At 68.0% G+C, this 25,605-nt stretch carries 22 protein-coding genes; 7 read left to right on the forward strand and 15 right to left on the reverse strand.

The features are described 5' to 3' along the window. Positions 1-26: 26 nt before the first annotated feature. Complete coding sequence (locus tag QZ709_RS03725) at positions 27-1,817, reverse strand: acyl-CoA dehydrogenase C-terminal domain-containing protein (RefSeq protein ID WP_294635994.1); 1,791 nt, start codon at positions 1,815-1,817, stop codon at positions 27-29. Between the two features lie 59 nt (positions 1,818-1,876). Then, complete coding sequence (locus tag QZ709_RS03730) at positions 1,877-2,593, reverse strand: TetR/AcrR family transcriptional regulator (protein WP_366937138.1); 717 nt, start codon at positions 2,591-2,593, stop codon at positions 1,877-1,879. Between the two features lie 310 nt (positions 2,594-2,903). Between QZ709_RS03730 and QZ709_RS03735 the strand changes: the two genes are divergently transcribed. Further along, a complete protein-coding gene (locus tag QZ709_RS03735; protein WP_294635996.1) occupies positions 2,904-3,464 on the forward strand; it encodes an HNH endonuclease in 561 nt (186 codons plus the stop codon). 55 nt (positions 3,465-3,519) lie between these two features. Here the strand turns inward: QZ709_RS03735 and QZ709_RS03740 are convergent, their stop codons facing one another. Continuing rightward, positions 3,520-4,125, reverse strand: a complete 606-nt coding sequence (locus QZ709_RS03740; RefSeq protein WP_294635997.1) for a helix-turn-helix domain-containing protein — start codon at positions 4,123-4,125, stop codon at positions 3,520-3,522. Between the two features lie 23 nt (positions 4,126-4,148). Continuing rightward, complete coding sequence (locus tag QZ709_RS03745) at positions 4,149-5,747, reverse strand: alkaline phosphatase D family protein (RefSeq protein ID WP_294635998.1); 1,599 nt, start codon at positions 5,745-5,747, stop codon at positions 4,149-4,151. Positions 5,748-5,838: 91 nt separating this feature from the next. On the opposite strand from QZ709_RS03745, the gene QZ709_RS03750 reads away from it, so the two are divergent. From QZ709_RS03750 to QZ709_RS03760, 3 genes are all read left to right on the forward strand, one after another. Beyond that, positions 5,839-6,753 (forward strand): PhaM family polyhydroxyalkanoate granule multifunctional regulatory protein, encoded by a 915-nt coding sequence (locus QZ709_RS03750; protein WP_294635999.1) that lies wholly within the window; start codon positions 5,839-5,841, stop codon positions 6,751-6,753. A gap of 7 nt (positions 6,754-6,760) precedes the next feature. Then, complete coding sequence (locus QZ709_RS03755; protein ID WP_294636000.1) at positions 6,761-7,987, forward strand: FIST N-terminal domain-containing protein; 1,227 nt, start codon at positions 6,761-6,763, stop codon at positions 7,985-7,987. 107 nt (positions 7,988-8,094) lie between these two features. Continuing rightward, positions 8,095-8,421, forward strand: coding sequence for a hypothetical protein (locus QZ709_RS03760; RefSeq protein ID WP_294636001.1), 327 nt, complete (start codon positions 8,095-8,097; stop codon positions 8,419-8,421). Between the two features lie 15 nt (positions 8,422-8,436). Here QZ709_RS03760 and QZ709_RS03765 read toward each other — a convergent pair whose 3' ends face one another. The 10 genes from QZ709_RS03765 to QZ709_RS03810 all read right to left on the reverse strand — a co-directional run bounded on the left by QZ709_RS03765 (position 8,437) and on the right by QZ709_RS03810 (position 18,969). Beyond that, a complete protein-coding gene (locus QZ709_RS03765) occupies positions 8,437-9,171 on the reverse strand; it encodes a GntR family transcriptional regulator (RefSeq protein ID WP_294636002.1) in 735 nt (244 codons plus the stop codon). Further along, positions 9,168-9,593: an oxalurate catabolism protein HpxZ gene (hpxZ, locus tag QZ709_RS03770; protein WP_294636003.1), complete on the reverse strand. Its 426-nt coding sequence runs from the start codon at positions 9,591-9,593 to the stop codon at positions 9,168-9,170. Before hpxZ ends, QZ709_RS03765 begins: the two co-directional genes overlap by 4 nt. After that, the gene (gene atzF, locus QZ709_RS03775) at positions 9,590-11,503 is read right to left on the reverse strand and encodes an allophanate hydrolase (RefSeq protein WP_294636004.1); all 1,914 of its coding nucleotides are present in this window, start codon (positions 11,501-11,503) and stop codon (positions 9,590-9,592) included. Before atzF ends, hpxZ begins: the two co-directional genes overlap by 4 nt. 58 nt (positions 11,504-11,561) lie before the next feature. Beyond that, the gene (locus QZ709_RS03780; RefSeq protein WP_294636005.1) at positions 11,562-12,245 is read right to left on the reverse strand and encodes an isochorismatase family cysteine hydrolase; all 684 of its coding nucleotides are present in this window, start codon (positions 12,243-12,245) and stop codon (positions 11,562-11,564) included. Beyond that, positions 12,242-13,846: an ABC transporter ATP-binding protein gene (locus tag QZ709_RS03785; RefSeq protein WP_294636006.1), complete on the reverse strand. Its 1,605-nt coding sequence runs from the start codon at positions 13,844-13,846 to the stop codon at positions 12,242-12,244. The genes QZ709_RS03780 and QZ709_RS03785 overlap by 4 nt, the downstream gene beginning before the upstream one ends. 3 nt (positions 13,847-13,849) lie before the next feature. Continuing rightward, positions 13,850-14,602 carry an isochorismatase family cysteine hydrolase gene (locus QZ709_RS03790; RefSeq protein WP_294636007.1) on the reverse strand — a complete coding sequence of 251 codons (753 nt, stop codon included), beginning with the start codon at positions 14,600-14,602 and terminating at the stop codon, positions 13,850-13,852. Further along, positions 14,599-15,657, reverse strand: coding sequence for a formamidase (locus QZ709_RS03795; RefSeq protein WP_294636008.1), 1,059 nt, complete (start codon positions 15,655-15,657; stop codon positions 14,599-14,601). The genes QZ709_RS03790 and QZ709_RS03795 overlap by 4 nt, the downstream gene beginning before the upstream one ends. A gap of 42 nt (positions 15,658-15,699) precedes the next feature. Beyond that, positions 15,700-16,623, reverse strand: a complete 924-nt coding sequence (locus QZ709_RS03800) for an ABC transporter permease (protein ID WP_294636009.1) — start codon at positions 16,621-16,623, stop codon at positions 15,700-15,702. Further along, positions 16,620-17,762: an ABC transporter permease gene (locus QZ709_RS03805; protein WP_294636010.1), complete on the reverse strand. Its 1,143-nt coding sequence runs from the start codon at positions 17,760-17,762 to the stop codon at positions 16,620-16,622. The genes QZ709_RS03800 and QZ709_RS03805 overlap by 4 nt, the downstream gene beginning before the upstream one ends. 88 nt (positions 17,763-17,850) lie before the next feature. Continuing rightward, positions 17,851-18,969, reverse strand: a complete 1,119-nt coding sequence (locus tag QZ709_RS03810; RefSeq protein ID WP_294636011.1) for a BMP family ABC transporter substrate-binding protein — start codon at positions 18,967-18,969, stop codon at positions 17,851-17,853. 303 nt (positions 18,970-19,272) lie between these two features. On the opposite strand from QZ709_RS03810, the gene QZ709_RS03815 reads away from it, so the two are divergent. The 3 genes from QZ709_RS03815 (at position 19,273) to QZ709_RS03825 (ending at position 24,507) form a co-directional block, all read left to right on the forward strand. Then, positions 19,273-20,580 (forward strand): pectin acetylesterase-family hydrolase, encoded by a 1,308-nt coding sequence (locus QZ709_RS03815; RefSeq protein ID WP_294636012.1) that lies wholly within the window; start codon positions 19,273-19,275, stop codon positions 20,578-20,580. A 171-nt stretch (positions 20,581-20,751) separates the two neighbouring features. Then, a complete protein-coding gene (locus tag QZ709_RS03820; RefSeq protein ID WP_294636013.1) occupies positions 20,752-22,572 on the forward strand; it encodes an acyl-CoA dehydrogenase C-terminal domain-containing protein in 1,821 nt (606 codons plus the stop codon). Positions 22,573-22,791: 219 nt separating this feature from the next. Further along, on the forward strand, positions 22,792-24,507 hold the full coding sequence (locus tag QZ709_RS03825; protein WP_294636014.1) for an AMP-binding protein: 1,716 nt from the start codon (positions 22,792-22,794) through the stop codon (positions 24,505-24,507). A gap of 113 nt (positions 24,508-24,620) precedes the next feature. On the opposite strand, the gene QZ709_RS03830 is transcribed toward QZ709_RS03825, so the two are convergent. Next, positions 24,621-25,604: an alpha/beta hydrolase gene (locus tag QZ709_RS03830; protein ID WP_294636015.1), complete on the reverse strand. Its 984-nt coding sequence runs from the start codon at positions 25,602-25,604 to the stop codon at positions 24,621-24,623. Position 25,605: the final 1 nt, after the last annotated feature.

Below are 25,605 nucleotides of genomic sequence, written 5' to 3' on the forward strand. Positions count from 1 at the left end.
CGCGCCCTTCATCGGGTGCCTGTCGGTCAGAACAGGGCTTCTTCCATTTCGGTCAGCGGCTTCAGACCGGCCTTGGCGGTGATCATCAGCGTTTCGACCTCAGGCAGCAGCTTGGCGAAATAGAAGCGGGCGGTGGCCAGCTTGGCCTTGTAGAAGGCGTCACCGGACGCCTGCTTCTCGAGCGCGATCTTGGCCATGCGGGCGAAGAAATAGGCATAGACCATATGGCCGACCACGCGCAGATAGTCAACAGCGGCGGCGCCCACTTCGTCGGGGTTCTGCATGCCCTTCATGCCGATTTCCATCGTGAAGCCCTGCACCTTCTGGCCCAGGTCGGCCAGCGGCTTGGTGAACTCCTGCATGGCTTCGTTGTCGGCGTTTTCCTTCACGAAGCGACCGATCTTCTTGCCGAAGGCGGTCAGCTTGGCGCCGCCGTCACCCAGCACCTTGCGGCCCAGCAGGTCCAGCGACTGCACGGTGTTCGTGCCTTCGTAGATCATGTTGATGCGGGCGTCGCGCACGAACTGCTCCATGCCCCACTCGTGGATGAAGCCGTGGCCACCGAAGACCTGCTGGCAGTGACGGGTGGCTTCCCAGGCGTTGTCGGTGATGAAGGCCTTGACGATCGGGGTCAGCAGCGCCACGGTGTCGGAGGCTTCCTTGCGGACGGCCTCGTCGGGGTGGTTGTGCTCCTTGTCCAGCTCGATGGCGGTGTAGTACACCAGGGCGCGGGCGCCTTCGGCGTAGGCACGGGCGATCAGCAGCATCTTGCGCACGTCGGGGTGCACGATGATGGGGTCGGCCGCCAGGTCGGGGCGCTTCGGGCCCGACAGGGCGCGCATCTGCACGCGGTCCTTGGCGTAGTTGACGGCGTTCTCGTAAGCGACTTGCGTCAGGCCCAGCGACTGGTTGCCCACGCCCAGGCGGGCGCCGTTCATCATCACGAACATGGCAGGCAGGCCGCGGTGGGGCTGGCCCACCAGGGTGCCGACGGCGTCTTCCAGCACCATCTGGGCGGTGGCGTTGCCGTGGATGCCCATCTTGTGCTCGAGGCCGCCACAGTAGATGCCGTTGCGCTCGCCCAGCGAACCGTCGGCGTTCACCTTGAACTTCGGCACCACGAACAGCGAGATGCCCTTCGAGCCCGCAGGCGCGTCCGGCAGGCGGGCCAGCACCAGGTGGACGATGTTCTCGGCCATGTCGTGTTCACCGGCCGAGATGAAGATCTTGGCGCCGGTGATCTTGTAGGTGCCGTCGCCCTGCGGCTCGGCCTTGGTGCGCAGCAGGCCCAGGTCGGTGCCGCAGTGCGGCTCGGTCAGGCACATCGTGCCGGTCCACTCGCCCGAGGTCAGCTTGGGCAGGTACATCTTCTTCTGCTCTTCGGAGCCGTGGGCTTCCAGGCAGGCGTGGGCACCGTGGCTCAGGCCGGGGTACATCGTCCAGGCCTGGTTGGCCGAGTTCAGCATCTCGTAGATGGCCTGGTTCACCAGCTGGGGCATGCCCTGACCGCCCCACTCCGGATCCGCCGACAGGGCCGACCAGCCGTTTTCGGTGTACTGCTTGTAGGCGTCCTTGAAGCCGTCCGGGGTCTTGACCTCGTGGGTTTCCTTGTTCAGGACGCAGCCCTGCACGTCGCCCACCAGGTTCAGCGGAGCCAGCACCTTGGAGGCAAACTTGCCGCCTTCTTCCAGCACCGCGTTGACGGTGTCAGCGTCCAGATCGGCGTACTTCGGGATCTGCTTGAGTTCGTCAACAGCGCCCAGCAGCTCGTGCATCACGAATTGCATGTCGCGCAGCGGAGGGGTGTAGGAAGGCATCGTGAAGCTCCTCGGTCAGAAAGACACTTGAAAAAACCTGATCTGGCCAGGCGATGGGTTCAGCGGGATGCCGTGGCAGCCGGAGCCGCCGCGGCCTGGGACGGCAAGGGGTTCGTTGCCCCTTGCGCGTAGTACTGCACCACGCGGTCGAATGCGACGCGGGCACGGTCGATGGCACCCGTCGACCGCAGGAAGCGGGCGTCGTGGTGCAGGGAAAGAATGAGGCCGTGGATCTCGAACTGCATCTGCATCGGATCGGTGTCGGCGCGCAGGTGGCCCATTTCGACGGCCATGCGGATCGCGCGCACCAGCGACGTGTGCCAGGTGACGACCATGCCGGCCAGCGCATCGCGCACAGGGCCGGGGCGGTCGTCGAACTCCACCGCGCCACTGATGTAGATGCAACCCGAATCGATTTCGGTGGCGACCTTGGCCACCCAGTTCTCGAACAGCGCGCGCAGACGCGGCAGGCCACGGGGCTGCTGAATCGCGGTCTTGAAGACTTCCTCTTCGAAGCGGGCGTGGTACTCGCGGATCACCGAGATCTGCAGTTCTTCGCGCGAGCCGAAGTGGGCGAACACGCCGGACTTGCTCATGCCGGTGACCTCGGCCAGCGCGCCGATGGACAGCCCTTCGATCCCCATCTGGGATGCCAGGTTCAAGGCCGCATCCAGAATCGCCGCACGCGTTTGCTGCCCCTTGGCCGCACCACGCCCACGCTCGCGCCCGGCTTCGGCGGCAGCGACTTTGGTGTCGGGGGACGGGGCATCGGACACAGCGGGGCTCCTCAAAAAAATACGAACGGTCGTGCTAAATCGAACGACCGTGCTATTTTGCAGAAAACGATGGCGCTTGTGTGACCGATCCCTAAAAATTTTTGGGGATTTGTCGCAAAGCGTCGAGCCCTCCCCTGAACACCCCTTCTGGCAGTGCCGCGGGTTACCCCGTACTTGACGGCCAGCAAGAAGCAGGACCGCACGGCCGCCGTGAACGCGCCCGCGCGCCCGTCGGGCATCTGCCTGCGTGCTTGAGAATGTCACGCAAGCTCTCTATGCTGTTGTGCATCAATGCCTTACCGGAGGCTGCATGGACGTGCTGCAACTTGACGTGTCAGGCCGTCCGCAGGCTTGGCTGTCAGCCAAGGAAGCGGCGGTCGTGTATGCGAGCGATGGTGTCGCGTGGACGCTGGGCGAGCCCTTCATGGTGCTGCGCGGCGGCATCCAGCGCCATTCGGGCCTGCAATCGAAACTGGCCCTGCACCCGATCATCGCGGTGCACGGCGCCGTGCCCAGCCGCGCGTGGCGGCAGCAGCCGGCGCTCAGCAACCCCAAGCTCTTCGCGCGAGACCGGCAGGTGTGCGCCTATTGCGGTGGCCACTTCGCACTGGACCACCTGACGCGCGAGCACATCGTGCCCACCTCACGTGGCGGCAGCGACACCTGGATGAACTGCATCACGGCCTGTCGCGGGTGCAACGGCCGCAAGGGCAACCGCACCCTCCACGAGCTGGGCTGGTCCCTGTATTACCTGCCTTACGTGCCCAGCCTGCACGAGGACATGATCCTGCGGGGACGACGCATCCTGGCCGACCAGATGGAGTTCCTGCTGGCCAGTGTGCCGGCCCACAGCCGGCTGCGACAGAACTGAGTCAATTGCGCGTCACTGTGCGTGCACGCAACACCCCGGCCAGCCGGGCTTCGGCTCAACGGGCTGAGAGGCCGTCGAATGTCGTGGCCATGACCCAGTCGATCACCTGGTCGTCCGGGTGCCCGCCGGCCTTCAGCACCGCCAAGACCGGGTCACACGCCCGTGCGAACAAGGTGTACAGCACCACCTCGGGCGGCACTTTGGGGCTCAGGGCCCCGTCGGCCTGGGCGGCCAGGATCCAGCTGCTGAGGCGTTCGCTGACGCCCATCAACAGCGTCATGTAATCCATGTCGGCCATCAGGGCTGCGCGCAGGCTGGAGTTCTGAGAAGGCAGCGACGGCATCTCGCCAGCCAGCTGCACCGTCATCGTCCAGTGCACCACGGCCTTGAGCCGGCCCAGCGCATCCAGCCCATCCCTCGCTGCGATGCGATCCAACTCCACCTCGGCGCGCCCCAGCAGGCGCTTCATGGCCGCGGCAGCCAGCGCTTCCTTGGAGTCGAAGTGCTTGTAGAGGCTGGCCTTGGCGATGCCGACCTCGCCGGCCACTTCGTCCATGGTCATCAGATCGAAGCCCTTGCCCGCCAGGAGGCGGTTCACTGCATCGACGATCGCGTCTTCGCGCGCCTGCCGCACCTGCTGACTGAAAGGAAGTCTGGCCATGACGCGATTGTAGGGAGAGCCGCTCAGGCTCGCCGGGGCCCCGGGATGCCTCGGTCGATTCGGTAGCGCGCCTGGGTGCGCAAGCGCGCATCCGGGCGAACCGGGTGCGGGGTGCCACGGAACTCGACATCGATGTGCGAGGGCGTGACGTCGAGCACCACATACCCGCGCTGGTCGGCACGGGCGTGCAGCATGTCAGGGTTGCCGGACTTGATCCACGAGGTGACCACCTCGCTGAGCCCCTTGCTCGACACCGAGGTGGCCACGATCTCGCTGGCCAGCACGGGCGAAGTCAGGTCTTCGGGATGCAGGCGCAACTGCGCGGCCACATGTCGGTGCACGTCCCCGCCCAGGCAGACCACATCGGGCACGCGGGGCTGCGCAATGGCCTGCATCAGCCGCTCGCGGGCACCGGGAAAGGCGTCCCAGCCGTCGCCGTAGACGACACGGCCGAAGGGCGCACGCAGGGTGCCGGGGCTGACCTGGGTGGACTGCACGACGAACTTCCAGGCCGCCATGCTGGAAGCCAGTTCCCAGCCCAGCCAGCTTTCCTGGGCCGCACCCAGCATCTGCCGGGCCGGCTCGGCCAGCTCAGGGCAATCGCGCAGCAGCTTGCCGTTGAAGAGCTGCTGGGTCAGGCGCCGGCATGGAGAGGGGTCGCGGTGCTGGCGCGTGTCCACGGTCCAGAACGTGGCCAGCCGGCCCCAGTCGTAACGGGCCTGCATCAGCATGCGAGGCCCGTTCGGCGCGCGAGACGGCGAGATCGGCAGGTGTTCGAAGTAGGCACGGTAGGCCGCTGCCCGCACGGCCAGGAAGGCCTGCACGTCGTCGTCGTCCATGTCCGCGTCGTGGTCGCCGGTGTAGTCGTTGACCACTTCGTTGTCATCCCAGGTCAGCAGCCAGGGGTGGGCGGCATGGCAGGCACGCAGGTCGGCATCCAGCTTGTAGCTGGCGTGGTGAATACGGTAGTCGGCCAGCGTGTGGCGTTCATGCCGATCCGGAAACCGGTGCGGATGCCGGCGCACGCGGTTGTAAGACGGCACCTCGGTCGTGTAGATGTAGTCGCCCACGAAGACGACGAGATCGACATCGGCCGCCGCGATCTCGCGGTGCACCGTGAAGTACCCTGCCTCGTAGTGCTGACAGGATGCCAGCGCCACACGCATGCGCGTCGGTTGAGACTCGGCCGCCGGCGCCGTGCGCGTGCGCCCCACCGGGCTGGTCTGGCCACCGGCCTCGAACCGGTAATGGTAGGTCTGGCCGGGCAACAGGCCCGTGACATCGACATGCACGCTGTGGGCCGCCTCTGGGGTCGCGCGCACCTCGCCGGAGGCCACGATGCGCTCGAAACGGGCATCGCGTGCCACCGTCCAGCGCACCGGCACGGCTGCCGCCGGCATGCCGCCATCGGCCCGCAGCGGTCGCGGGGCCAGACGGGTCCAGATGACCACGGAGGACGGCTGCACCTCCCCGCTGGCCACCCCCAGTGTGAACACCTCTCCCGACGCCAGCCAGTCGGGGGCATCGGGGGACTGCGCCCGGACGGGTGGCGCAAAGAGCTGCTGCCAGGCAAGGGCCGCGGCCATGCGGCTGGCAAGGAGTAACAGTTGTCGGCGTTGCATGAAGCCGCCGATTATGCGGCGGGGTTTTCCCGAAGACTCGCGCCCGGGATGCGAGGCGGGCACAATGGGACACAGACTCGAAGGAGAACGCATGCCGACTCGCCCCGCCGATGCCTCCGATGGCAGCTCGCCTGGCGCCACCGACCGACTGCACCCCTTTGCTGGCCTGGGCGCCGGCCTCGACTTCCTCCAGGACTGGATGAAGGCGGCGGGCAGTGCCTTGCCTCATCTCCAGAACGCTGCAGGTGCGGCCGCGCCCGGCATGTCGGCCTGGACGCTCCCCACGCTGGACCCGGAGGAACTGGACAAGCGCATCCAGGACCTCAAGACCGTGCAGTTCTGGCTGGAGCAGAACGCCAGGATGATCGGCATGACGATCCAGGGGCTCGAGGTCCAGCGCATGACGCTGACCACGCTCAAGGGCATGAACGTGTCGATGGACGCGGTGCGCGACGCGCTGAAGGCCCGCACCACTGCGGCCGGGTTCGGCGGCACACCGGACGCTGCCGACCGCACGCCGGAAGGCCCGGCCCCCACCCCCGACTGGATGGCGCGGGCCAGGGCGTCGGCCGACCTCGGCACCGCCCGAGCCGAAGCGGCGCCCCGCCCGGAGGCGCCGCCGGAACCGGCTGCGGCGCCGCCCGCAGCCGAGGCCGGCCAGCCCGGCGAAGCCCCCCCGGCCGACCTGATCAATCCGATGCGCTGGTGGGACACGCTCACGCAGCAGTTCACGCACCTGGCCAACCAGGCTGCCGCCACGGCAGCCACTGCGGCGGCGCAGATGCCCGCCGCAGGTTCGCCAGCCAAAGGCAAGGCGGCGACCCATCACCAGAGCCCGGCAGCGGCTACCGGCCCCGCCGGACGCGCCGGCACCACGCGGCGGGCGGCCGCCGCCCCCACGGGCAGTGACAAGGGCGCAGCACCGGCCCGCAAACGGACCTCGGGCGCGGCGTCGGGCACCGCCCGCCCGGCCAGCCGGCGCCGCACCGACCCCCAGGCCGACTGAGCACGCCATGTCTTCCGTTCCCTTGCGCTTTCTGCACGCGCATGCCACGCACCCGCATCCCGAGCTCGCGCTCGAGATCGCGTGGGCCCAGCTTGCCTCGCAGGGCGCCACCACCATGGAAGCCAGCATCGGGTGGTGCTACCTGACGGAGGCCTACTCTGACCACGCCGAAGCCGTGCTCGACAGCCTGCGCGCCCGTCTGCCCGGCGTCGCGTGGGTGGGGGGCGTCGGCGTGGGCGTCCTGGCCAGCGGGGTCGAATACATCGACGAGCCTGCGCTGGTGGCGATGGTGTCGAACCTGCCTGCAGACAGCTTCCGCATCTTCCATGGACGACAGCCGCTGCCGGGCCCGACCGAGCGCCTGCTGCCTGACGCCACCGGCTGGCGCGCCCACACGGCGCAGGTGCACGCCGATGCCCGCACGGCCGACCTGTGCGACCTGCTGAGCGAGCTGGCCGAGCGCACGGACACCGGTTACCTGTTCGGCGGACTGAGCACCGGCAGACAGCACGCCCTGCACCTGGCCTTCGACCCCCGTGAAGGGGGCGAACTCGGCGTGTGGGAAGGGGGCGTCTCCGGCGTCGCGTTCGACGCCCGCATCGACCTCGTCTCGCGGGTCACCCAAGGCTGTGAGCCCATCGGCCCGCGGCGCGAAGTGACCTCGTCGGACCGCAACCTGGTCTACACCCTGGACGGCGAGCCCGCCCTGACCTGCCTGCTCCGGGACCTGGGCGTCACGGCGCCGGTGGGCGGGCCGGACTGGCAGCGCGAAGCCCTGCCTCGCATGCGCGCGACCCTGGTCGGGTTGACGGATGCCGACTCCGACCTGATGCAGCACGGGCAACACTTCGGGGCTGACACCCGGGTGCGCCATCTGGTTGGCCTCGACCCGGCCCGCCATGGCGTGGCGGTGAGCGACTGGGTGGAGCCCGGCATGCAGCTCGCCTTCTGCCAGCGGCACGTGCAGGCGGCGCGCCAGGATCTGGTGCGCGCATGCGCAGAGGTGCGGGAGGAATTCGACCCGCTGGAACACCCCGGACGCCGGATGCTGGGCGCGGTCTACATCAGCTGCTCGGGCCGCGGCGGGCCGCACTTCGGCGGGCCTCATGCCGAGATGGAGATCGTCCGGCACGCGCTGGGCGACATCCCGCTCGTCGGCTTCTTTGCCGGCGGCGAAATCGCCCGCCGGCACCTGTACGGCTACACCGGCGTGCTCACGGTGTTCGGCGGCTGAGGCCCCACCCTAGGGGGATACCCACCTGACCAAAGGTGCAGGACACTCCTTGGGTCGTTGTCGCCTGCCATGGCCTGTTCGCGCATGGTCCCGCCCAGGAGCCGTCCATGATCGCACGCCCTCTGGCGCCTCGCGCGCCCATTCCCTTTGCCACCCCGGACCGCGCCGTGAGCACCCCGTCGCTCACCACCCGCATGGCGCCCGCCGCCAGCGGCCTGCCGCGGCGCTCGCCGGTGCAAGTGCCGCAGGCGCCTGAACCCAGCATGCACGACGGCGCAACCGTGACCGCCCGCTTCACGGGGCAGGGGCGGCTCAGCGTGCGGTCCAGCGTGTCGGGACGCCACTACCGCTTTTCTGGCCACGGTGACACCCAGGCCGTCGACACCCGCGACGTCATGATGCTGCGCCGGATGCCGGACCTGCACGTCGGCTGACGCCGCACCGGGCGCTCAGCCCGGCTGCTCACGCACCTCGGCCAGGCGCTGGCGCGCGTGGTAAAGCGTTTCGATCGTGATGCGCCGCACCTCGAGCTTGCTGTGCTCGATGTGGGCGCGCAGCAGGCGCTGCGCCTCGTCGGCGCGGCGGCGGGTGATGGCCCTCAGGATGGTCGCATGTTCGTTGTAGGTGGCCTCGACGCGCTGCGGCTTGGTGAAGTCCAGCCGGCGGATGATCCGGATGCGCTCGGTGATGTCGGCATGCACCCGGGTCATCTCGTCGTTGCCGGTGGCGCGCACGAGGGCTGCGTGAAAGGCCTCGTCCAGCCGATCGACCGTCAGGAAGGCCTGCGCGCGCTCGCCTGGCGGGATCAACCACACCGCCGCCAGCTCATCGAGCACGGGCCGCACTTCGGCCTCGCACAGGCGCGCCACCGCATGCGTTTCCAGCAGGATGCGCAGGTCGTAGAGCTGGTCGAATGCATCGAAATCCAGCGGGGCCACTTGCCAGCCGCTTTTGGGAAACACCAGCAGAAAGCCCTCGCGCTGAAGCCGCTGGAGGGCCTGCCGCAACGGCGTCCGGCTGACCTGCACCTGGTTGGCCAGATCGCTTTCTGAGAAGCGGTCGCCGGGCAGCAGCACGAAATCGAAGATGAGCTGCTTGATCTGAGCGTACACGCGCTCGGCCAGCGTCGTGGCAGGCAAGGCGGTGGGCGGCAGAACCGGCGAGGAAGAGGCGACCAGCTTCATGAACGAGGTGCGGGCAATGCGTCAGGGGACGTCCAGGGGATCATGCTGACATGGGCGGAGACAATGCGCCATCCCTCGGAAAGGCGCACCCAGGTCTGCGACTGAAAACCGCGCAAGGGGGTGTCGCTGCGCACGAATTCGCACAGGGCCACTGCCATGTCCGGGCCGAAGGCCGTGATGCGCACATTCTCCAGCCTGCGGGTGAAATCCGGCGCCGGCACACTCGCGCGGTAGGCCACCAGGGCGTCGTGGCCCCACTGGCGGTCGGCAATGCCATACCGCGTGACGCGCGGATCGTGCCAGAAGAAGGCATTGAGCGCCGCCACGTCGTTGCCCATCAACGCCGCTTCATAGGCCAGAAACAGCTGCGTGACTTCCTGCACCACATCGGGTGCGTCGATCTGGCGGGGAGGCAGCGTCATGCGCCCTCCCCGTCCTTCGGCAGCGCTGCACGGTGCGCCATGTAGGCCCGCCAGCCGCCGAAGTGGCTGATGTCCTCGGCCCCGTTCAGGCCGCAGGGCTCGCAGATGAAGCCCTTGACCCACCGGCCATCGGCCAGCTCGACCGAACCCAGACCCAGCGGCGGCGGGATGAGGGCGAGGAAGGAGCCCACCGCCGACAGGGGCACGGCATACACCTCGACGTCGATGGCGTGTCCGGTGTCCGGGCCGGCGTCATCGGGCACGCGGGCCAGGCCCGGCTTGGGGGGCACCGTGCCTGGCAGCGCATGCAGACGGTAGCGGGGCGCCGTCCGGGTGGCTTCGATCAGGCGTGCGCGGCGCTCGGTGAGCTGGCCGTGCAGCGGCATGCCACGGAGGTGGGCGCCCACCACGGCCAGGGCCATCACCGGCTCGCCGGCGGGCAGGGTCGGCAAGGGCCAGGCCCACTCGGCGGGGCCGGGCTGCGTGCGCGTGCAGCCCAGCTGGGTGACCGCCCCCTGGCGTTGCAGGGTGCGCTGCCACTGCACGCCCAGGTCGAGCAAGGCCGCGTCGCTGCCGCCCGGCGCAATCAGGGTGATGCCGAACGGCATGCCCGCGGGGGTGAAGCCCGCAGGCAGGGCCAGTGCGGCCAGCCCCAGCAGGTTGACGAAGTTCGTGTAAGTGCCCAGCTGGCTGTTGCGCCCCACGGGGTCGGCGGCCACGCTGTCCAGCGTCGGGTGGGTGGGTGCGGTCGGCACCATCAGCACGTCGATGGCCTCCCAGGTGGCGCGCGTGTGCACGGCCAGTTCACGCAGGCGGTACAACGCCTGGAAGGTGGCCACGGCATCGTGGCGGCTCGACTGCTCGATGATGCCGCGCACCACCGGGTTCATCTCGTCGGCGTGGCCCGCCATGAAGGCCGCGATCGCCGCATGGCGCTCGGCCACCCACGGGCCCTCGTACAGCATGCGGGCCACATCGAAGAAGGGCTGGAGGTCGACCTCGACCCGGGTCACGGGCCAGGGCTGTCCGTCGGCCTCCTGCAGGGCTGACCAGTGTGCGCACGCAGCATCGAAGCAGGCGGCGTACTCGACATCGCCGAAGAACTCCGGACGGGCCGGGATGCCGACACGCAGGGCGCGCGGCAGCTGGGGAGGCTGGAGCGTGACGCTCTGAAAGACTGGCTCATCGGGTGAGCGCCCTTCCACGACCGCCAGCACGCGCGCCGCATCCGGCGCCGTGTGCGTGAACACGGACACCACATCCAGCGTACGGCAGGCCGGCAGCACGCCCCGCATGGGCACCCACCCCGGCGTGGGCTTGAGGCCGACGAGGTTGTTGAAGCCGGCGGGCACGCGGCCCGAGCCCGCCGTGTCGGTTCCCAGAGAAAAGGCGGCCTCGCCCCGCGCCACCACCACGGCCGAGCCCGAGCTCGATCCGCCTGACACGTGGTCGGCACTGAAGGTGCTGCTCGGGATGCCGTAGGGTGTGCGCGTGCCCACCAGGCCTGTGGCGAACTGGTCCAGGTTGGTCTTGCCGATGACGATGGCCCCGGCTGCCTGAAGACGCTGCACGATCTCGGCGCTGCGCTCGGGGTGGAAGGCGAAGGCCGGGCAGGCCGCCGTGGTGGGCAGACCGGCCACGTCGATGTTGTCCTTCACGGCAAACGGCACGCCGTACAGCGGCAGGGTGTCGGGCGAGGCGCCTTCCAGACGCGCCAGCTCGGCCTGAAGAAAGGCGTCATCGGCCCGGGTGATCCACGCCGGATCGGACGACGCGGGCACGGCGGCCCAGCGGGCCTGGATGGCGGCCACGACACGCGCCGGTGTCAGGCTGCCATCGCGGTAGGCGGCCAGCAGGCCCGCCACCGTGGGCGGGATCTCGGTGGAGACAAGAGAGGGCTTCGAACTCATGGATGAAGGCAGATTGCCGGAAAAGTCGTTCGCGATGAGGGGGACAAGGTGATCTGGCTCAGGGTATGAGCCGGTCGGCGCCGAGTGCACCGAGCAGCGCCGCACTGGGCGCCGTCCAACCGACGATGGCGCCCTGTGCGCGCACCATCTCGAGCGTGGCGGCCTTGAACTCGGGGAAATAGCTTTCGGTGCCGTCCTCGATCAGCAGGCAATCGAAGCCGCGGTCATTGGCCTCGCGCATCGTGGTCTGCACGCACACCTCGGTGGTGACGCCCATGATGACGAGCTGCGTGATGCCCCGCTCAGCCAGCACCTCGCCCAGCGGCGTCGCGTAGAACGCGCCCTTGCCCGGCTTGTCGATGACGACCTCGCCATCGAGGGGGGTCAGCTCCGGGATGATCGCGTGCCCGGGCTCACCGTGGATCAGGACGCGGCCCATGGGGCCGGTGTCGCCGATGCGCAGGCTGGGCTGACCGCGCAGGCGCTTGGCCGGTGGGCAGTCGGACAGATCGGGCGCGTGGCCTTCGCGGGTGTGCACGACCAGCCCGCCAGCCGCCCGCCACGCGCGCAGCACCCGCTGGACGGTGGGCACGATGGCCTGCAGGCGGGTCACGTCGTTGCCCAGGCTGGCGCCGAAGCCGCCCGGCTCGACGAAGTCGCGCTGCATGTCGATGATGACGAGCGCGGCCCGCGGCAGGTCGAGGGCGAACGCAAAGGGCTGGGCGTCGAGGGGCGAGGTCATGCGGCCTCCTGTTCGGTGGCGTGTTCGGCGTGGTGGTGGCCGCCCATGAAGCTGCCCAGCACGTGGCGATCGGCTTCGGCGGCAGAGCAGGCGTGCACCAGTCGTCCTTCGCTCATCACCACGATGCGGTCGGCCAGCTTGAGCAACTCGTCCAGGTCTTCGCTGACCAGCAGCACCGCCCCGCCGCGGTTGCGCACGGCCATGATGCGGGCGTGGATCTCGTGCACCGCGGCGAAGTCCAGGCCGAACACCGGGTTGGAGACCAGCAGCACGTCGACCTGGCCGTCGAGCTCGCGGGCCAGCACCGCGCGCTGGACGTTGCCGCCGGACAGCGATCGGATCGGGGCGTTCTCGCCCTGCGTCTTGACCTTGTAGGCCTGGATCAACGCCCGCGCCTGCTCACGCAGCACCCCGCCGTGCAGCCAGCCGAATCGGGCTGCGGGCGCCTGATCGAAGCGGCGCAGACCCATGTTGAGGGCCACGCTCAGGTCGCCCACGCAGGCATTGCGCAGCGGCTCCTCCGGCAGGCTGCGCACGTGCAGGCGCTGGTTCTGTTCACGCCGCGCGTCGTAGCGCTCGCCGGCCAGCCGCACCGTGCCCGATTCGCGGTCCCGCTGCCCCACCAGCGCCTCCATCAGCTCGCGCTGGCCGTTGCCCGACACGCCGGCGATGCCGACGATCTCGCCCGCGCGCACGGTCAGTGACAGCCCGTGCACCGCGCGCTCGCCACGGTCACCGGCCACGCACAGGCCCTCGACCTCCAGGCGCACCGGGCCTTGGGGCAGCGCTTCGCGTGTCAGCGCCTCGGCCTGGGCCACGGCCCCGGCAGGCGCGCCAGCGGCAGCGGTCAGGCCCATCATCTCGGCGCCCAGCAAGGCCGGCGTCGTCTGCGCCACGCGGTGGCTGCCCATGAGCTTGCCCCTGCGCAGCACGCTCACGTCGTCGGCCACCTCCATCACCTCGCGGAACTTGTGCGAGATCATGATGACGCTGACCTCGCCGGCATGGGCGCGGTCGCGCAGCGCGCCCAGCACCTCGTCCGCCTCCTGCGGCGTCAGCACCGACGTGGGTTCGTCCAGGATGAGCAGGCGCGGTTTGAGGAAGAGCTGCTTGAGGATCTCGAGCTTCTGCTTCTCGCCAGCCGAGAGGTCCATGGGGCGGGCATCCAGGTCAAGTCGGAACGGCGTGGTGGCCATGAAGGCCTCGAGCTCGGCACGCACGCGCTTCCACGGCACGACTGCCGGCAAGGCGCCCCGGGCCAGCAGCAGGTTCTCGGCCACCGTCATGCCGGGCACCACGGTGAAGTGCTGGTAGACCATGCCGATGCCCAGTTCCCGCGCCACCACGGGCGAGGTGATGGCGCGCTCGCGGCCGTCGATCAGCACGGCACCGTCGTCGGGCTGGTGGTAGCCCACAATGGCCTTGACCAGCGTGCTCTTGCCCGCGCCGTTTTCGCCCAACAGGGCGTGCACGGTGCCCGGCCGCACCTCGATGTCGACGTGGTCGAGCGCCGTGAATGCGCCGAAACGCTTGGTGAGCTGGTAGGTGGAGAGGGCCAGCGCACCGGAGCGCGGCGGGATGGGGTCGAGCGGGGCGGTCATGGCTCAGGCGACCTTGGCCGGCGTGGGCACCGAAGCGGCCACCAGGGGCAGGCCCTGCAGCGCCCGGATCACCGCCTTCGAATCGGTGTAGGCGCCGAACACACCGCCTTGCATCCGGATCATCGAGAAGGCCGCGGCGTGGTTGCCCGGGTCGGTCGCGCCGGTGCAGTCGGTCAGCATCACGCATTCGAAGCCACGATCATTGGCCTCGCGCATCGTCGTGTGCACGCACACGTCGGTCGTGATGCCCGTCAGGATCAGGTTCTCGATGCCGCGCGTGCGCAGGATCAGCTCGAGGTCGGTCGCGCAGAAGCTGCCCTTGCCCGGCTTGTCGATGATAGGCTCGCCGTCGATCGGATACAGCTCGGGAATGATGTCCCAGCCCGGCTCGCCCCGGACCAGGATGCGCCCGCACGGGCCCATGTCACCGATGCCCACGCCGTTGGTGCCGATCTGGCGCGAGCGCCAGCGCTTGTTGGCCGGCAGGTCACTCAGATCGGGCCTGTGGCCTTCGCGGGTGTGGATCACGTGCATGCCCACGCGGCGGGCTTCGGCCAGCAGCGCCTTGATCGGCTCGATCGGAGCGCGCGTGGCACTGATGTCGTAGCCCATCTTGTCGACGTAGCCGCCCACGCCGCAGAAGTCAGTCTGCATGTCGATGATGACGAGCGCGGTGTTTGCCGGGCGCAGGTCGCCGTTGTAGGGCCAGGCATAAGGCTGGGCTTCGACGTACAGGGGGGTGAGGGGCGTGCTCATGCGGCATCCTTCAGGTCAGACTGGGCCACGGCCGGCGTGGACGAGGTCAGCAGGTTCGGTTCGGCCCCGCGGTGGGTGCGCTCAGGGGGGGCGAAGCCACAGGACGTGCCGTCGGTGTGGACCACCTCGTCCTCCCACGGCAGGCGCGCCCGCCCGGCCACCATGTCCTGCATGAAGGTGTAGGGGCAGTCCTGCGCGCCGCCGCGCACGGCCACATAGCCGCGGTGGAAGAACTGGTAGGGGTTGTTCTCGACGCCCCAGTGCCGCCGCGCCTCGCGCACCAGATCGGCCCGCACCTCGGCACACACGATTTCATCGGGGCGACCGCCCCCCTGGGCCATCACCGTGCCGTCGAAGTTGCACACCATGGCCTCGCCCATCGAATCGAAGGTGCCATCGCTGCCGCACAGGCACACGCTGGCCGTGACCATCAGGTTCTGGAAGGCATTGGCCTGGTTGGTGATCTGCCAGGCATGGCGAATGGGCGCGGTGTAGCCTGCGGTACGGATCATCACTTCCGCGCCCTGGTAGGCACATTCGCGCGCCATCTCGGGAAACATGCCGTCGTGGCAGATGATGAGCGCCAGCTTCACGCCCCTCGGGCCGGTGATCACCGGGATGCCCATGTTGCCCGGCTCCCAGGGCTCGACCGGTACCCACGGGTGGTACTTGCGATAGTAGAGCTTCAGCTCGCCCTGGTCGTCGATGACGAGCCCCGTGTTGTACGGGTTGCCGCCGGGGTTCTTCTCCATGATCGAGAAGCAGCCCCAGATGCGGTGCTGCAGGCAGGCCGCCTTGAACGCGGCGACCTCGGGCCCGTCGAGCGTCACCATCAGATCCTCGGCGGTGTTCATGGACAGGCCGTGCAAGGCGTACTCCGGGAACACAACGAGGTCCATGCCGGCATAGCTGCGGCGCGCCTTGCCCACCATCTCGACGATGCGATCGGTCTGCGCGGCCAGCTGCGCAGGCGTGTCGACCACCGGCAACTGCAGCTGAACCAGCCCGATCACCATGCCGTTGGGCGACTTGTTCAGGCCACTGAGTCCACTCATGGGTTCGTCCTTTCTCTGTGTGCAGCGGTCATGCGCGGGCGTTCAGCGCGACACCCCCAGTTCGGCCGGGGCGCCCTGCACGGCCCGCTTCGGGCTGCAGGTCCACACCAGAATGGCCAGGGTCAGCGCGTAAGGCACCGCGTTGAAAAGGTGATAGCCCCAGCTGACGCCGACCGACTGCAAGGCCGGGCCGAGCGCGCCTGCCCCGCCGAACAGCAATGCGGCTCCCAGGCAAGCCACGGGGCGCCACCGGGCAAAGATCACCAGGGCCACGGCGATCAGACCCTGGCCGCTCGACAGCCCCTCGTTCCAGCTGCCCGGGTAGTACAGCGACAGCGACGCGCCACCCAGGCCGGCCACGAAGCCGCCCGCCATCGTGGCCAGCACGCGCACGGTGTTCACCGAGTAGCCCAGGGCCCGCGCCGCGTCGCTGCTGTCGCCGGCCATGCGCACGATCAGGCCCCAGCGCGTGTTGGCCAGCGCCCAGGCCATCAGCACGGCCAGCACCACCCCGATGGGGAACAGCGCATTGATGCGCAAGGCCGCCTGGACCGCCGGCGCGTCGATCCAGTCGCCGAGCGACAGCGCCGGGATCTGCGCGGCCTGCGGCTGGATCAGCGGCTTGCCCAGGTAGAACGCCAGCCCTGCGCCCAGCAGCATCAGCGCGATGCCCGTGGCGATGTCGTTGACGCGCGGCAGCGAGCACAACAGCCCGTGCAGCATGGCCAGCAGCGCCCCCACCACCCCGGCCAGCAGCACACCGGCCCAGGCCGAGCCCGTGAGGTAGCTGCCCCCGAAGGCGGCCATGGCCGACAGCACCAGCACGCCTTCGAGGCCGAGGTTGATGCGCCCGGACTTCTCGGTCAGGCACTCCCCCAGGCTGACGAACAGAAAGGGCGTGCCGACGCGGATGGCCCCGCCCAGCACGGCCAGGGCCACATCGCCCCACATTGCAGCGTCGCTCATGCGGCCTCCTTGCGCGCGGCCCGCAGGGCCGCCTGTTCCCGGGCGAGCCGTGCCCGGCTGGTTTCATGGGGCGTCTGTCGGTCCCGCACCGCGTCCCGCTCGCTCACCCATTGAGCCAGCCTTCCGCGCAGCGCCTCGCAGGCCAGGATCAGCACGAAGGCAAAGCCCTGCAGCACCAGCACCGAGGCATCGGGCAGATCGAGCCGGCGCTGCAGCAGGCTGCCCGCCGCCCCGAAGCCGCCGAACAGGATGGCCACCGGGATGACGGCAAACGGGTTGTGCCGGGCCACGAAGGACACCAGGATGCCGGTGTAGCCCAGCCCGACAATCAGGGAGGCATTGGCCGAGGTGTGCACGGCGGCCACCTCGATGCCGCCCGCCAGGCCGGCACAGGCACCGCCCAGCGCACAGGCGGTGATGACGATGGTGTGGCTCGGCAGCCCTACCAGGCGGGCCGCCCGTGCATTGCCGCCCACCACCCGGGTGGCAAAGCCGTGCGTGCTGCCAAACAGCCACAGGCCCGCGACCACGCAGGCCACCGCCCCCCACACCAGACCCCAATGCACATCCTGCCCGGGCAACGGGCCCAACAGCAGGACCGGATCCAGCGGCAGCGTGGACGGCTTGTTGAGGCTGGCCGGATCCCGCATCGGCCCTTCCACGACATGCTTGAAGACGCCGATGGCAAGGTAGGCCATCAGCAGAGAGGCAATGGTTTCATTCACACCGCGAAACTGGCGCAGAATCCCCACCAGCGCGATCCACGCCGCGCCCGCCACGGCGCTGGCGAGCAACACCAGCACCGTGCCCGTCACGCCCGCAGGTGGCGCAAACCAGTAAGGCAGCCCCGCGCAAGCCAGACCACCGAGCACGAGCGCGCCCTCCCCGCCGATCACCATCAGCCCGGCGCGCTGCGGAATGGCCACGCACAGTGCCGTCAGCATCAACGGCGCGGCGCGCTGCAAGGTGTTCTGCCACGAGAACGCGTCACCGAAGGCGCCCTTGAACAGCAGCACCCAGGTCTCGGTGGGGCTGGTGCCACCCAGCCAGACGAAGCCGCCGAACAGCAGCACGGCGCCAGCCAGCGCCAGCAGCGGCAGCACCACACTGTCGAAGAGGTTGAGCAAGCGGTCTCGCATCGTCGTGGCCCTTGATCCCGGTAACGGAGTGGCTGGTTGTCTGCCGATCAGGCTCAATCGGCGAGCCTGACCGGACAGAGCGGGTCGATCAGATCTTGCCGATCACCCCCTCGACGAGGTAGTTCATGCCTTCCAGCGCCACGTCGGTCTGCTTCATCACCGAGCCCTTGGGCACGACCACCTTGCCGGTGTTGTCCTTGATCTCGCCGGTGAAGATCTCGAACTCGTCCTTCAGCATCGCGGCCTTGATGGCGTCGGCCTGCTTGCGCGCGCCTTCCGGCACCATCGCGCCATAGGGTGAGGTCTTCACGAAGCCTTCCTTCAGGCCTCCCCGCAGGAAGTTCGGATGGGGCTTGCCGGTGCGCGCGGCTTCGACGATCTGCTTGTAAGGCGTGATCCAGTTCCACTCGGCGCCGGTCAGATAGGCATTGGGCGCCAGCTTGGCCTGGCTGGCGTGGTAGCCGCACACGAACTTGCCGCGCTTGGCAGCGGTCTCGACGATGACCTTGGGGCCGTCGACGTGCATGGTGAACACATCCACCCCCTGATCGGCCAGGCTGTTGGTGGCTTCGGCCTCCTTGACGGGCATGGACCAGTCACCCGTGAAGATGACCGAGCAGGTGATGGCCGGGTTGACCGAACGCGCGCCCAGCGTGAAGGCGTTGATGTTGCGCAGCACCTGCGGGATGGGCTTGGCCGCGATGAAGCCGATCTTCTTCGACTTTGTCATGTGGCCGGCGATCACGCCGTTCAGGTACTGGCATTCGTCGATGTAGCCAAAGAAGCTGCCCACGGTCTTGGGGTGCTTGGCCGCATCCCACAGGCCCCCGCAATGCGCGAAGCGCACGTCGGGGTTCTTCTTGGCCACCTCGAGGATGTGCGGGTTGAAGTAGCCGAAGGAGGTCGGGAACAGCAGCGTGGCACCGTCCTGCGAGATCATGCCCTGCATGGTCTTCTGCACCGACTGGGTCTCGGGCACGTTCTCTTCACCGACCATCTTGATGCCAGGCATGGCCTTGATCGCCATGGCCGCTTCGTAGTGCGACTGGTTGTAGCCGAAGTCGTCCTTGGGGCCGACGTAGATCATGCCGATCACCAGCGGCTTCTGCGCCAGCGCGAGCCCGGACAGCCCGCCCAGGGCGAGACCCGCCCCCGAGGCACCCACGCCTTTGATCCACGAACGCCGGCTCCATTGATCCAGTGACATGCACATCTCCTTGCACCAACACGTTGAAGACCACCACCTGATCCGACGGCCTGCACCACGCAAGGCCATCGCCTGAATCTGATCACTTCAGGTGATGCACCGACTTGTATACAAGCAGCGTTCATGCCACCCCGAGTTGGGGCGAACGCGACCTGCCAGCCCAGGCGCTACACCGCCAGGGGCCCGTGGACTGTCCCGACGCCGACGTTCGGCGCGGAATCACCCGAAGGTGATTCCCCAATCGCGTGCGCAGGCACCGCTTCCTAGACTGCAGCACCCCAACGACACACACAGGAGTCCACCATGCGCCCCATGATCCGTCTTGCCGCGCTGTCGGCATGTGTGCTGCCCCTGGCAGCGTCCGCCGGTTACTTCCAATGGGAAGCCGTCGAACTGCCCGCCAGCACCGGCGCCTCGTGCGGCAACGGCTCGCCCTACCGCTTCTTCGTCAACCGCACGCCGTTCACGACCAAGACCGTCGTGATCTTCGAAGGCGGCGGCGCCTGCTGGGATCAGAACGCGTGCGCAGGCAAGGGCGAGGGCCCGCTGGGTCTGTCCATCCTGTCGGCCTCCAACCCCAACGGGGTGCCTGCCGACTACATGACCAACATCTTCAGCATCCTGAACGGCGGGCTCTCCGGTGTGGCGCTGGGGGGGCTGATCACCCCGTTCTCGGCGCGCCTGCACCCGCTGCAATCGGTGCAGACGCAGAGCTGGAACATCGTCTATGCCCCTTATTGCACGGGTGACGTGCACACGGGCAACAAGGTCACCGTCTACAACGACGCCGATACCAGCACGCCGCGCACCCAGTACCACCGCGGCAGTGTCAACGGCTACGCCATGGCCCAGTGGCTGGGCAAGAATTTCAAGCAGCCCGAGCGGCTGCTGGTGACGGGCTTCTCGGCGGGCGGCGCGGGCGCCACGGCCAACTATGGCTGGGTGCGCCTGGCCATGAACCCGAAGAAGTCGGCGCTGCTGGCCGACTCGGGTCCGCTGTTCCAGGTGAACCGCACGGACAGCCCCGAGGTCTCGCCCTCGGTCCGGCTGCACAACAAGATCCGCGACGTGTGGGGACTGGATGGCGAGCAGGGCCTGGTCACCAAGCTGCTGACGCTGTACCCGAACGCGGGCACGGCCGAGAACCTGGGCTCGCTCAGCACCGGCCTGGCCAAGATCTTTCCGCAGGACCGGCTGAACTTCAGCACGCTGCAGCGTGACGGCATCTACTCGGCGTTCTCCTACACCTCTTTCTACCCGGAGATTGCCGCCGCGCCGTCCGGCGTTCCGCGCGACACGCTGCTCAACCAGAAGTGGACGCTCGAGGTCAACAAGTGGGTGGACGCCATGAAGCCCTATCCGAACGTGGGCTACTACGTGCCCTATCAGCGTGACCTGCTGAAGTCGCACACGCTGACCACACTGACCTTTGCCGGCACGGCCATCAAGGAAGCCAACATCAGCAGCCTGAAAGTGGTGGTGGACGATCTGATCGATGGCAAGGGCACCCCCATCCGCGCGGTGGAGACCCAGAAAAACCCCCAGAACACGCTGACGCCGGGCGTGCTTGACTGGTTGCTGCAGCCGATCTACGGCCTGCTGGGCCTGTGACCTCACGGGGCCGGCAAGGGAAAAGCCGGCCCCTCGCTCCGGGGGAAGGCCCCTTTGGCAATGGGCGTGCCTTGACACAGGGCGGCTGCAATGCGCTATAAATGCGCCAGATTCGAACGACCGTTTCAAAAGACCGTTCGACAGCCCCCTGACACGACGAGGTGACGACCAATGCCGCAGTACAAGACGCCCTTGCGCGACATGCGCTTCCTGCTCAACGAAGTCTTCGACTACGAAGGGCACTACAAGAGCCTGCCGAACGGGGAAGAAGCCACCCCCGACATGGTGGACGCCATTCTCGAAGGCTGCGCCACCTTTTGCGAAGAGGTGCTGGCTCCGCTGAACCTGCCGGGCGACCTGGAAGGTTGCACGCTCAAGGACGGCGAAGTCACCACGCCCAAGGGCTTCAAGGAAGCCTATGCCGAGTACGTGGCCGGTGGCTGGCAGGGCCTGTCGCACCCCAAGGAGTACGGCGGGCAGGAAATGCCGATGTCGCTCAACCTGCTGAAGGCGGAAATGATGGGCACGGCCAACTGGTCGTTCACCATGTACCCCGGCCTGTCGCTGGGCTGCATGAACACCATCTTCCAGTTTGGCAACACCGAGCAGAAGGCCACTTACATGCCGCCGCTGGTCAGCGGCGAGTGGACGGGCACGATGTGCCTGACCGAACCCCAGTGCGGCACCGACCTGGGGCAGGTCAAGACCAAGGCCGAGCCAGCCGGTGACGGCACCTACAAGCTCACCGGCACCAAGATCTTCATCTCCTCGGGTGAACACGACCTGGCCGAGAACATCATCCACATCGTGCTGGCTCGCCTGCCCGACGCGCCCAAGGGCACGCGCGGCATCTCGCTGTTCATCGTGCCGAAGTTTCTGGTCAACAAGGATGGCAGCCTGGGCGAGCGCAACAACGTGCGCGCCGGTGCGCTCGAGCACAAGATGGGCATCCGCGCTTCGGCCACCTGCGTGATGAACTTCGATGGCGCCACCGCCTACATGATTGCCGAGCCCAACAAGGGCCTGGAAGCGATGTTCACCTTCATGAACACCGCCCGAATCGGCACCGCCGTGCAGGGTTTGGCCCACGCCGAACTGTCCTACCAGGGCGCCCTGCCCTACGCCAAGGAGCGCCGCTCGATGCGTGCCCTGTCGGGCAAGAAGGACGCCGACCACCCGAACGACGCCCTGATCTGGCACGCCGACGTGCGCCGCATGCTGCTCACCCAGCGCGCCGTGGCCGAAGGGGCTCGCGCGATGATCTACCACGCCGCCAAGCTGGCCGACCACATGGTGGCCGGGGTGGCCACCGGCGACAAGGCCAAGTACGAGGAGTACGACGACAAGCTGGGCTTCTACACGCCCATCCTCAAGGGCTTCATCACCGAAATGGGACTGGAGTGCGCCAACCTCGGCATGCAGGTCTTCGGCGGGCACGGCTACATCAAGGAACACGGCATGGAGCAGATCGCCCGCGACGCGCGCATCTCCACGCTGTACGAAGGCACGACCGGCATCCAGGCGCTCGACCTGCTGGGCCGCAAGACCCTGCTGCAGTCGCGTGGCAAGTGCGTCTTCAACTTCACCAACGAGATGGTCGCGCTGGCCAGGCCGCACCTGCTCGATGGCGACGCCATCGGCAAGATGGCCCGGGCCTCGTTCAAGCGGGCCATGGAGTGGAAGTGGATCACGCTGAAGATCATGCTGCGCGCCAACAAGGACCGCGACATCGTCAGCGCGGCCTGCTACGACTTCCTGATGTACGCCGGCTTCGCGATGATGGGCCACTTCTGGCTGAAGCAGGCCATCGTGGCCAAGCAGCGGCTGGCCCGCGGCGGCAAGGAGTCCAAGGAGTTCTACACCGCCAAGATCCAGACCGCCGAGTTCTTCTTCGAGCGCCTGGCCCCCCGTGCCGACGGCCACAAGAAGACCATGCTGTCGCCCACCCGGTCGGTCATGCAAATGGACAACGAGCATTTCAGCTTTGTCTGATTCAAGGCGGCAAGGACGGCCGCCTTGCCCCCGCCAGCCCGGCGTGCCACGTGCCCGCCGGGCTTTTTCATGCAGCACACCCGGGATAACCCGCGCTCAGCAGGGGCGGGGCCGTGCTTGCCCACAAACCAGGGATGACACCTTGCGCGACGTCATACAAAATGACATCCATCGTTTTCAGATGACGTCGTTCATCACTTCTGGATGGGGCAGCAGCTCATGGAAAAACCCTGGTTGAAACAATACGGGCCCGGCGTGCCGGCCACGATCGATCCCGACAGCCACCCTTCGCTGGTGTCCTTGCTCGAGTCGGCATTCAGCACCCACGCGCGCAAGGACATGATGGCCTACCTGGGCTCACGCTGGACCTTTGCCGAGGTCGATGCCCTGTCGCGGCATCTGGCGGCCTGGCTGCAGGCGCTGAAGCTGGCCAAGGGCGCGCGCGTGGCCGTGATGATGCCCAACATCCCGCACTACGCGGTGGCGATCGCCGGCATCCTGCGGGCCGGCCATGCCGTGGTCAACGTCAACCCGATGTACACCCCGCGCGAGCTGGAGCACCAGCTCAACGACGCCGAGGTCGATGTCCTGATCGTGCTCGAGTACTTCGGGCCAACCGTTCAGGAGGTCATCGGCCGCACCCCCGTGCGCCATCTGCTGCTGGCGTCGCTGGGTGACGTCTTCGGCCCGCTCAAGGGCCCGTGGGTCACCTACAAGTCCCGCAATGTGGACAAGCATGTGATCGATTTCAAGCTGCCCGCTGGCGGCCGGCTCAAGGTCACGCCCTTCAAGCAGGCGTTGACCGCGGGCAAGGGCCTGCCGTTCACGGCCCCTTCGCTGCGCGGCAGCGACGTCGCCTTCCTGCAGTACACCGGCGGCACGACCGGCGTCTCCAAAGGCGCCACGCTGACCCACCGCAACCTGGTGGCCAACATCCTGCAGTGCGAGGCCTGGTTCAAGCCCGAGCTCGACAAGGTCGAGGGCCAGCTGGTCAACGTGGTGGCCCTGCCGCTGTACCACGTGTTCGCACTGACGGTGTGCTACTTTCTGAGCGCGCGCATGGGCACGCTCAACGTCATGATCGACAACGCCCGCAACATCGGCAAGCTCATCGAGACGCTCAAGAAGTTCAAGATCACGCAGTTCCCCGCCGTCAACACGCTCTACAACGCGCTGGTGGACGAGCCCGATTTCGAGCAGCTCGACTTCTCGCGCCTGAAGGTCTGCAACGGCGGCGGCATGGCCGTGCAGCAGGCCACGGCCGAGGCCTGGCAGCGCATCACAGGCGTGCCCATCGTGGAAGGCTACGGCCTGTCCGAGACCTCGCCCGTGGTCACGGTCAACCGCCTGGACAACCGCAGCTACAACGGCGCCATCGGCTACCCCCTGCCCTCGACCGAGGTGGCGCTGCTCGACGAGCAAGGCCAGCCCGTGGCGCTGGGCGAAGCCGGTGAAATCGCCGTGCGCGGCCCGCAGGTCATGGCCGGCTACTGGAAGCGCCCCGAGGAAACCGCCAAGGTCATGACGGCCGATGGCTTCTTCCGCACCGGTGACATCGGCGTGATGGCCGAAGACGGCCTGATCAAGATCGTCGACCGCAAGAAGGACATGATCCTGGTGTCCGGCTTCAACGTCTATCCGAACGAGATCGAGCAGGTGGTGAACCTGCACCCTGGCGTGACCGAGTGCTGCGCCATCGGCGTGCCGGACGAGCGCTCGGGCGAGGCGGTCAAGCTCTTCGTGGTGCGCAAGGACTACAGCCTGACCGAAGACGATGTGGCCGCCTTCTGCAAGGAACAGCTGACTGGCTACAAGCGGCCGAAGTACATCGAGTTCCGCGAAGACCTGCCCATGAGCAACGTCGGCAAGATCCTGCGCAAGGACCTGCGCGACGAAGCCCTTGCCGAGATGGCGCGGCGGAAAAAAGCGGCGTGAGCCGGGGGGCGGCCCACGCCCCGTCTTCGCCTGAGCCCCGCCTTGAACGACAAAGCCACCCCGCGGGGTGGCTTTGTCTTGTGCCGTGACGCGAAACGTCGCGGGCGGCCGCGTCAGGCGCCCCAGTGCAGCTTCATGAATGCGGCCTGACGTGCCAGCGCCTGTGTCGCGCTCGGCATCAGCCCGGCGTGGATCTGGAACACGTGCCAGCGGCCCTTGTAGACCTCGAGCTCCACCGGGCGGTCGAAGCGCTTGGCGGCGTGCAGCAGCCACACGGAATCGTCGTGCAGCACCTCGATCTCGCCGACCTGCACCAGCGTGGGCGGCAGCGTGCTGAGGTCCTGGCGTTTGGGAAACGCCAGCGGGTGGTCATGCTGCGGGCGGTACCAGGCAAAGCCCTGCATGCCCCACTCGATGTTGATCATCGGATCGAGCTTTTTGTACTTCTTCACGCTGTCGCTGTTGAGCTTGGCGTCGAACGCCGGCGACATCATCACCAGGCACTTCGGCGTGGGCAGGCCCGCCAGTTCCAGCGCCTTGAACACCAGCAGGGTCAGCGTGCCACCAGCCGAATCCCCGCCCACGGCGATGTGTTCGGGCCGGTAGCCGCGCTCGAGCAAGGCCTTGTAGCCCGCCACCGAGTCTTCGATCTGCGCAGGAAAGGGATGCTCCGGCACGCGGCGGTAGTGGATCGCCAGCACCTCGCAGTCGGCCATGCGGCTCAGGCGCGTGGTGATGCTGCGGTGGCTGCGCGGGCTGCCGGCGCAGAACGCGCCCCCGTGCAGGTACAGCATGGCGTGCTTCGGCTTCGGCGTGGCCTTGGGCGTGATGCGCTCGGCGGCCATGTTCCCGATGCGGATGTGTTCGACCTTCACCCCGCCGCCCGGCGGCATCGACACCGACAGCGTGTGCAGCACGGCCCGCTGCAGGCCGACCGGCATCGGCGGCTTGATCACGGGCTTGAACATGAGGCGCAGGCTGGTGCGCATCAGGGCCGACATCACGCGTTCCCGCAGGCCGGGCACGGGCTCGTAGGTGCGCTGGACGGGCGACGATCGGCCGGAAGGGGCTGGGGCGGCGTGCAGGACGGCAGACATG

Origin of the sequence: uncultured Aquabacterium sp., assembly GCF_913773725.1 — a bacterium.
Taxonomy (GTDB): domain Bacteria; phylum Pseudomonadota; class Gammaproteobacteria; order Burkholderiales; family Burkholderiaceae_C; genus Aquabacterium.

Excerpts from the sequence above, each read along its gene's own strand:
- QZ709_RS03725 (WP_294635994.1), bottom strand. The coding sequence starts at position 1,817 with ATGCCTTCCTACACCCCTCCGCTGCGCGACATGCAATTCGTGATGCAC.
- QZ709_RS03735 (WP_294635996.1), top strand. The coding sequence starts at position 2,904 with ATGGACGTGCTGCAACTTGACGTGTCAGGCCGTCCGCAGGCTTGGCTG.
- QZ709_RS03740 (WP_294635997.1), bottom strand. The coding sequence starts at position 4,125 with ATGGCCAGACTTCCTTTCAGTCAGCAGGTGCGGCAGGCGCGCGAAGAC.
- QZ709_RS03745 (WP_294635998.1), bottom strand. The coding sequence starts at position 5,747 with ATGCAACGCCGACAACTGTTACTCCTTGCCAGCCGCATGGCCGCGGCC.
- QZ709_RS03750 (WP_294635999.1), top strand. The coding sequence starts at position 5,839 with ATGCCGACTCGCCCCGCCGATGCCTCCGATGGCAGCTCGCCTGGCGCC.
- QZ709_RS03755 (WP_294636000.1), top strand. The coding sequence starts at position 6,761 with ATGTCTTCCGTTCCCTTGCGCTTTCTGCACGCGCATGCCACGCACCCG.
- QZ709_RS03760 (WP_294636001.1), top strand. The coding sequence starts at position 8,095 with ATGATCGCACGCCCTCTGGCGCCTCGCGCGCCCATTCCCTTTGCCACC.
- QZ709_RS03765 (WP_294636002.1), bottom strand. The coding sequence starts at position 9,171 with ATGAAGCTGGTCGCCTCTTCCTCGCCGGTTCTGCCGCCCACCGCCTTG.
- hpxZ (WP_294636003.1), bottom strand. The coding sequence starts at position 9,593 with ATGACGCTGCCTCCCCGCCAGATCGACGCACCCGATGTGGTGCAGGAA.
- atzF (WP_294636004.1), bottom strand. The coding sequence starts at position 11,503 with ATGAGTTCGAAGCCCTCTCTTGTCTCCACCGAGATCCCGCCCACGGTG.
- QZ709_RS03780 (WP_294636005.1), bottom strand. The coding sequence starts at position 12,245 with ATGACCTCGCCCCTCGACGCCCAGCCCTTTGCGTTCGCCCTCGACCTG.
- QZ709_RS03785 (WP_294636006.1), bottom strand. The coding sequence starts at position 13,846 with ATGACCGCCCCGCTCGACCCCATCCCGCCGCGCTCCGGTGCGCTGGCC.
- QZ709_RS03790 (WP_294636007.1), bottom strand. The coding sequence starts at position 14,602 with ATGAGCACGCCCCTCACCCCCCTGTACGTCGAAGCCCAGCCTTATGCC.
- QZ709_RS03795 (WP_294636008.1), bottom strand. The coding sequence starts at position 15,657 with ATGAGTGGACTCAGTGGCCTGAACAAGTCGCCCAACGGCATGGTGATC.
- QZ709_RS03800 (WP_294636009.1), bottom strand. The coding sequence starts at position 16,623 with ATGAGCGACGCTGCAATGTGGGGCGATGTGGCCCTGGCCGTGCTGGGC.
- QZ709_RS03805 (WP_294636010.1), bottom strand. The coding sequence starts at position 17,762 with ATGCGAGACCGCTTGCTCAACCTCTTCGACAGTGTGGTGCTGCCGCTG.
- QZ709_RS03810 (WP_294636011.1), bottom strand. The coding sequence starts at position 18,969 with ATGTCACTGGATCAATGGAGCCGGCGTTCGTGGATCAAAGGCGTGGGT.
- QZ709_RS03815 (WP_294636012.1), top strand. The coding sequence starts at position 19,273 with ATGCGCCCCATGATCCGTCTTGCCGCGCTGTCGGCATGTGTGCTGCCC.
- QZ709_RS03820 (WP_294636013.1), top strand. The coding sequence starts at position 20,752 with ATGCCGCAGTACAAGACGCCCTTGCGCGACATGCGCTTCCTGCTCAAC.
- QZ709_RS03825 (WP_294636014.1), top strand. The coding sequence starts at position 22,792 with ATGGAAAAACCCTGGTTGAAACAATACGGGCCCGGCGTGCCGGCCACG.
- QZ709_RS03830 (WP_294636015.1), bottom strand. The coding sequence starts at position 25,604 with ATGTCTGCCGTCCTGCACGCCGCCCCAGCCCCTTCCGGCCGATCGTCG.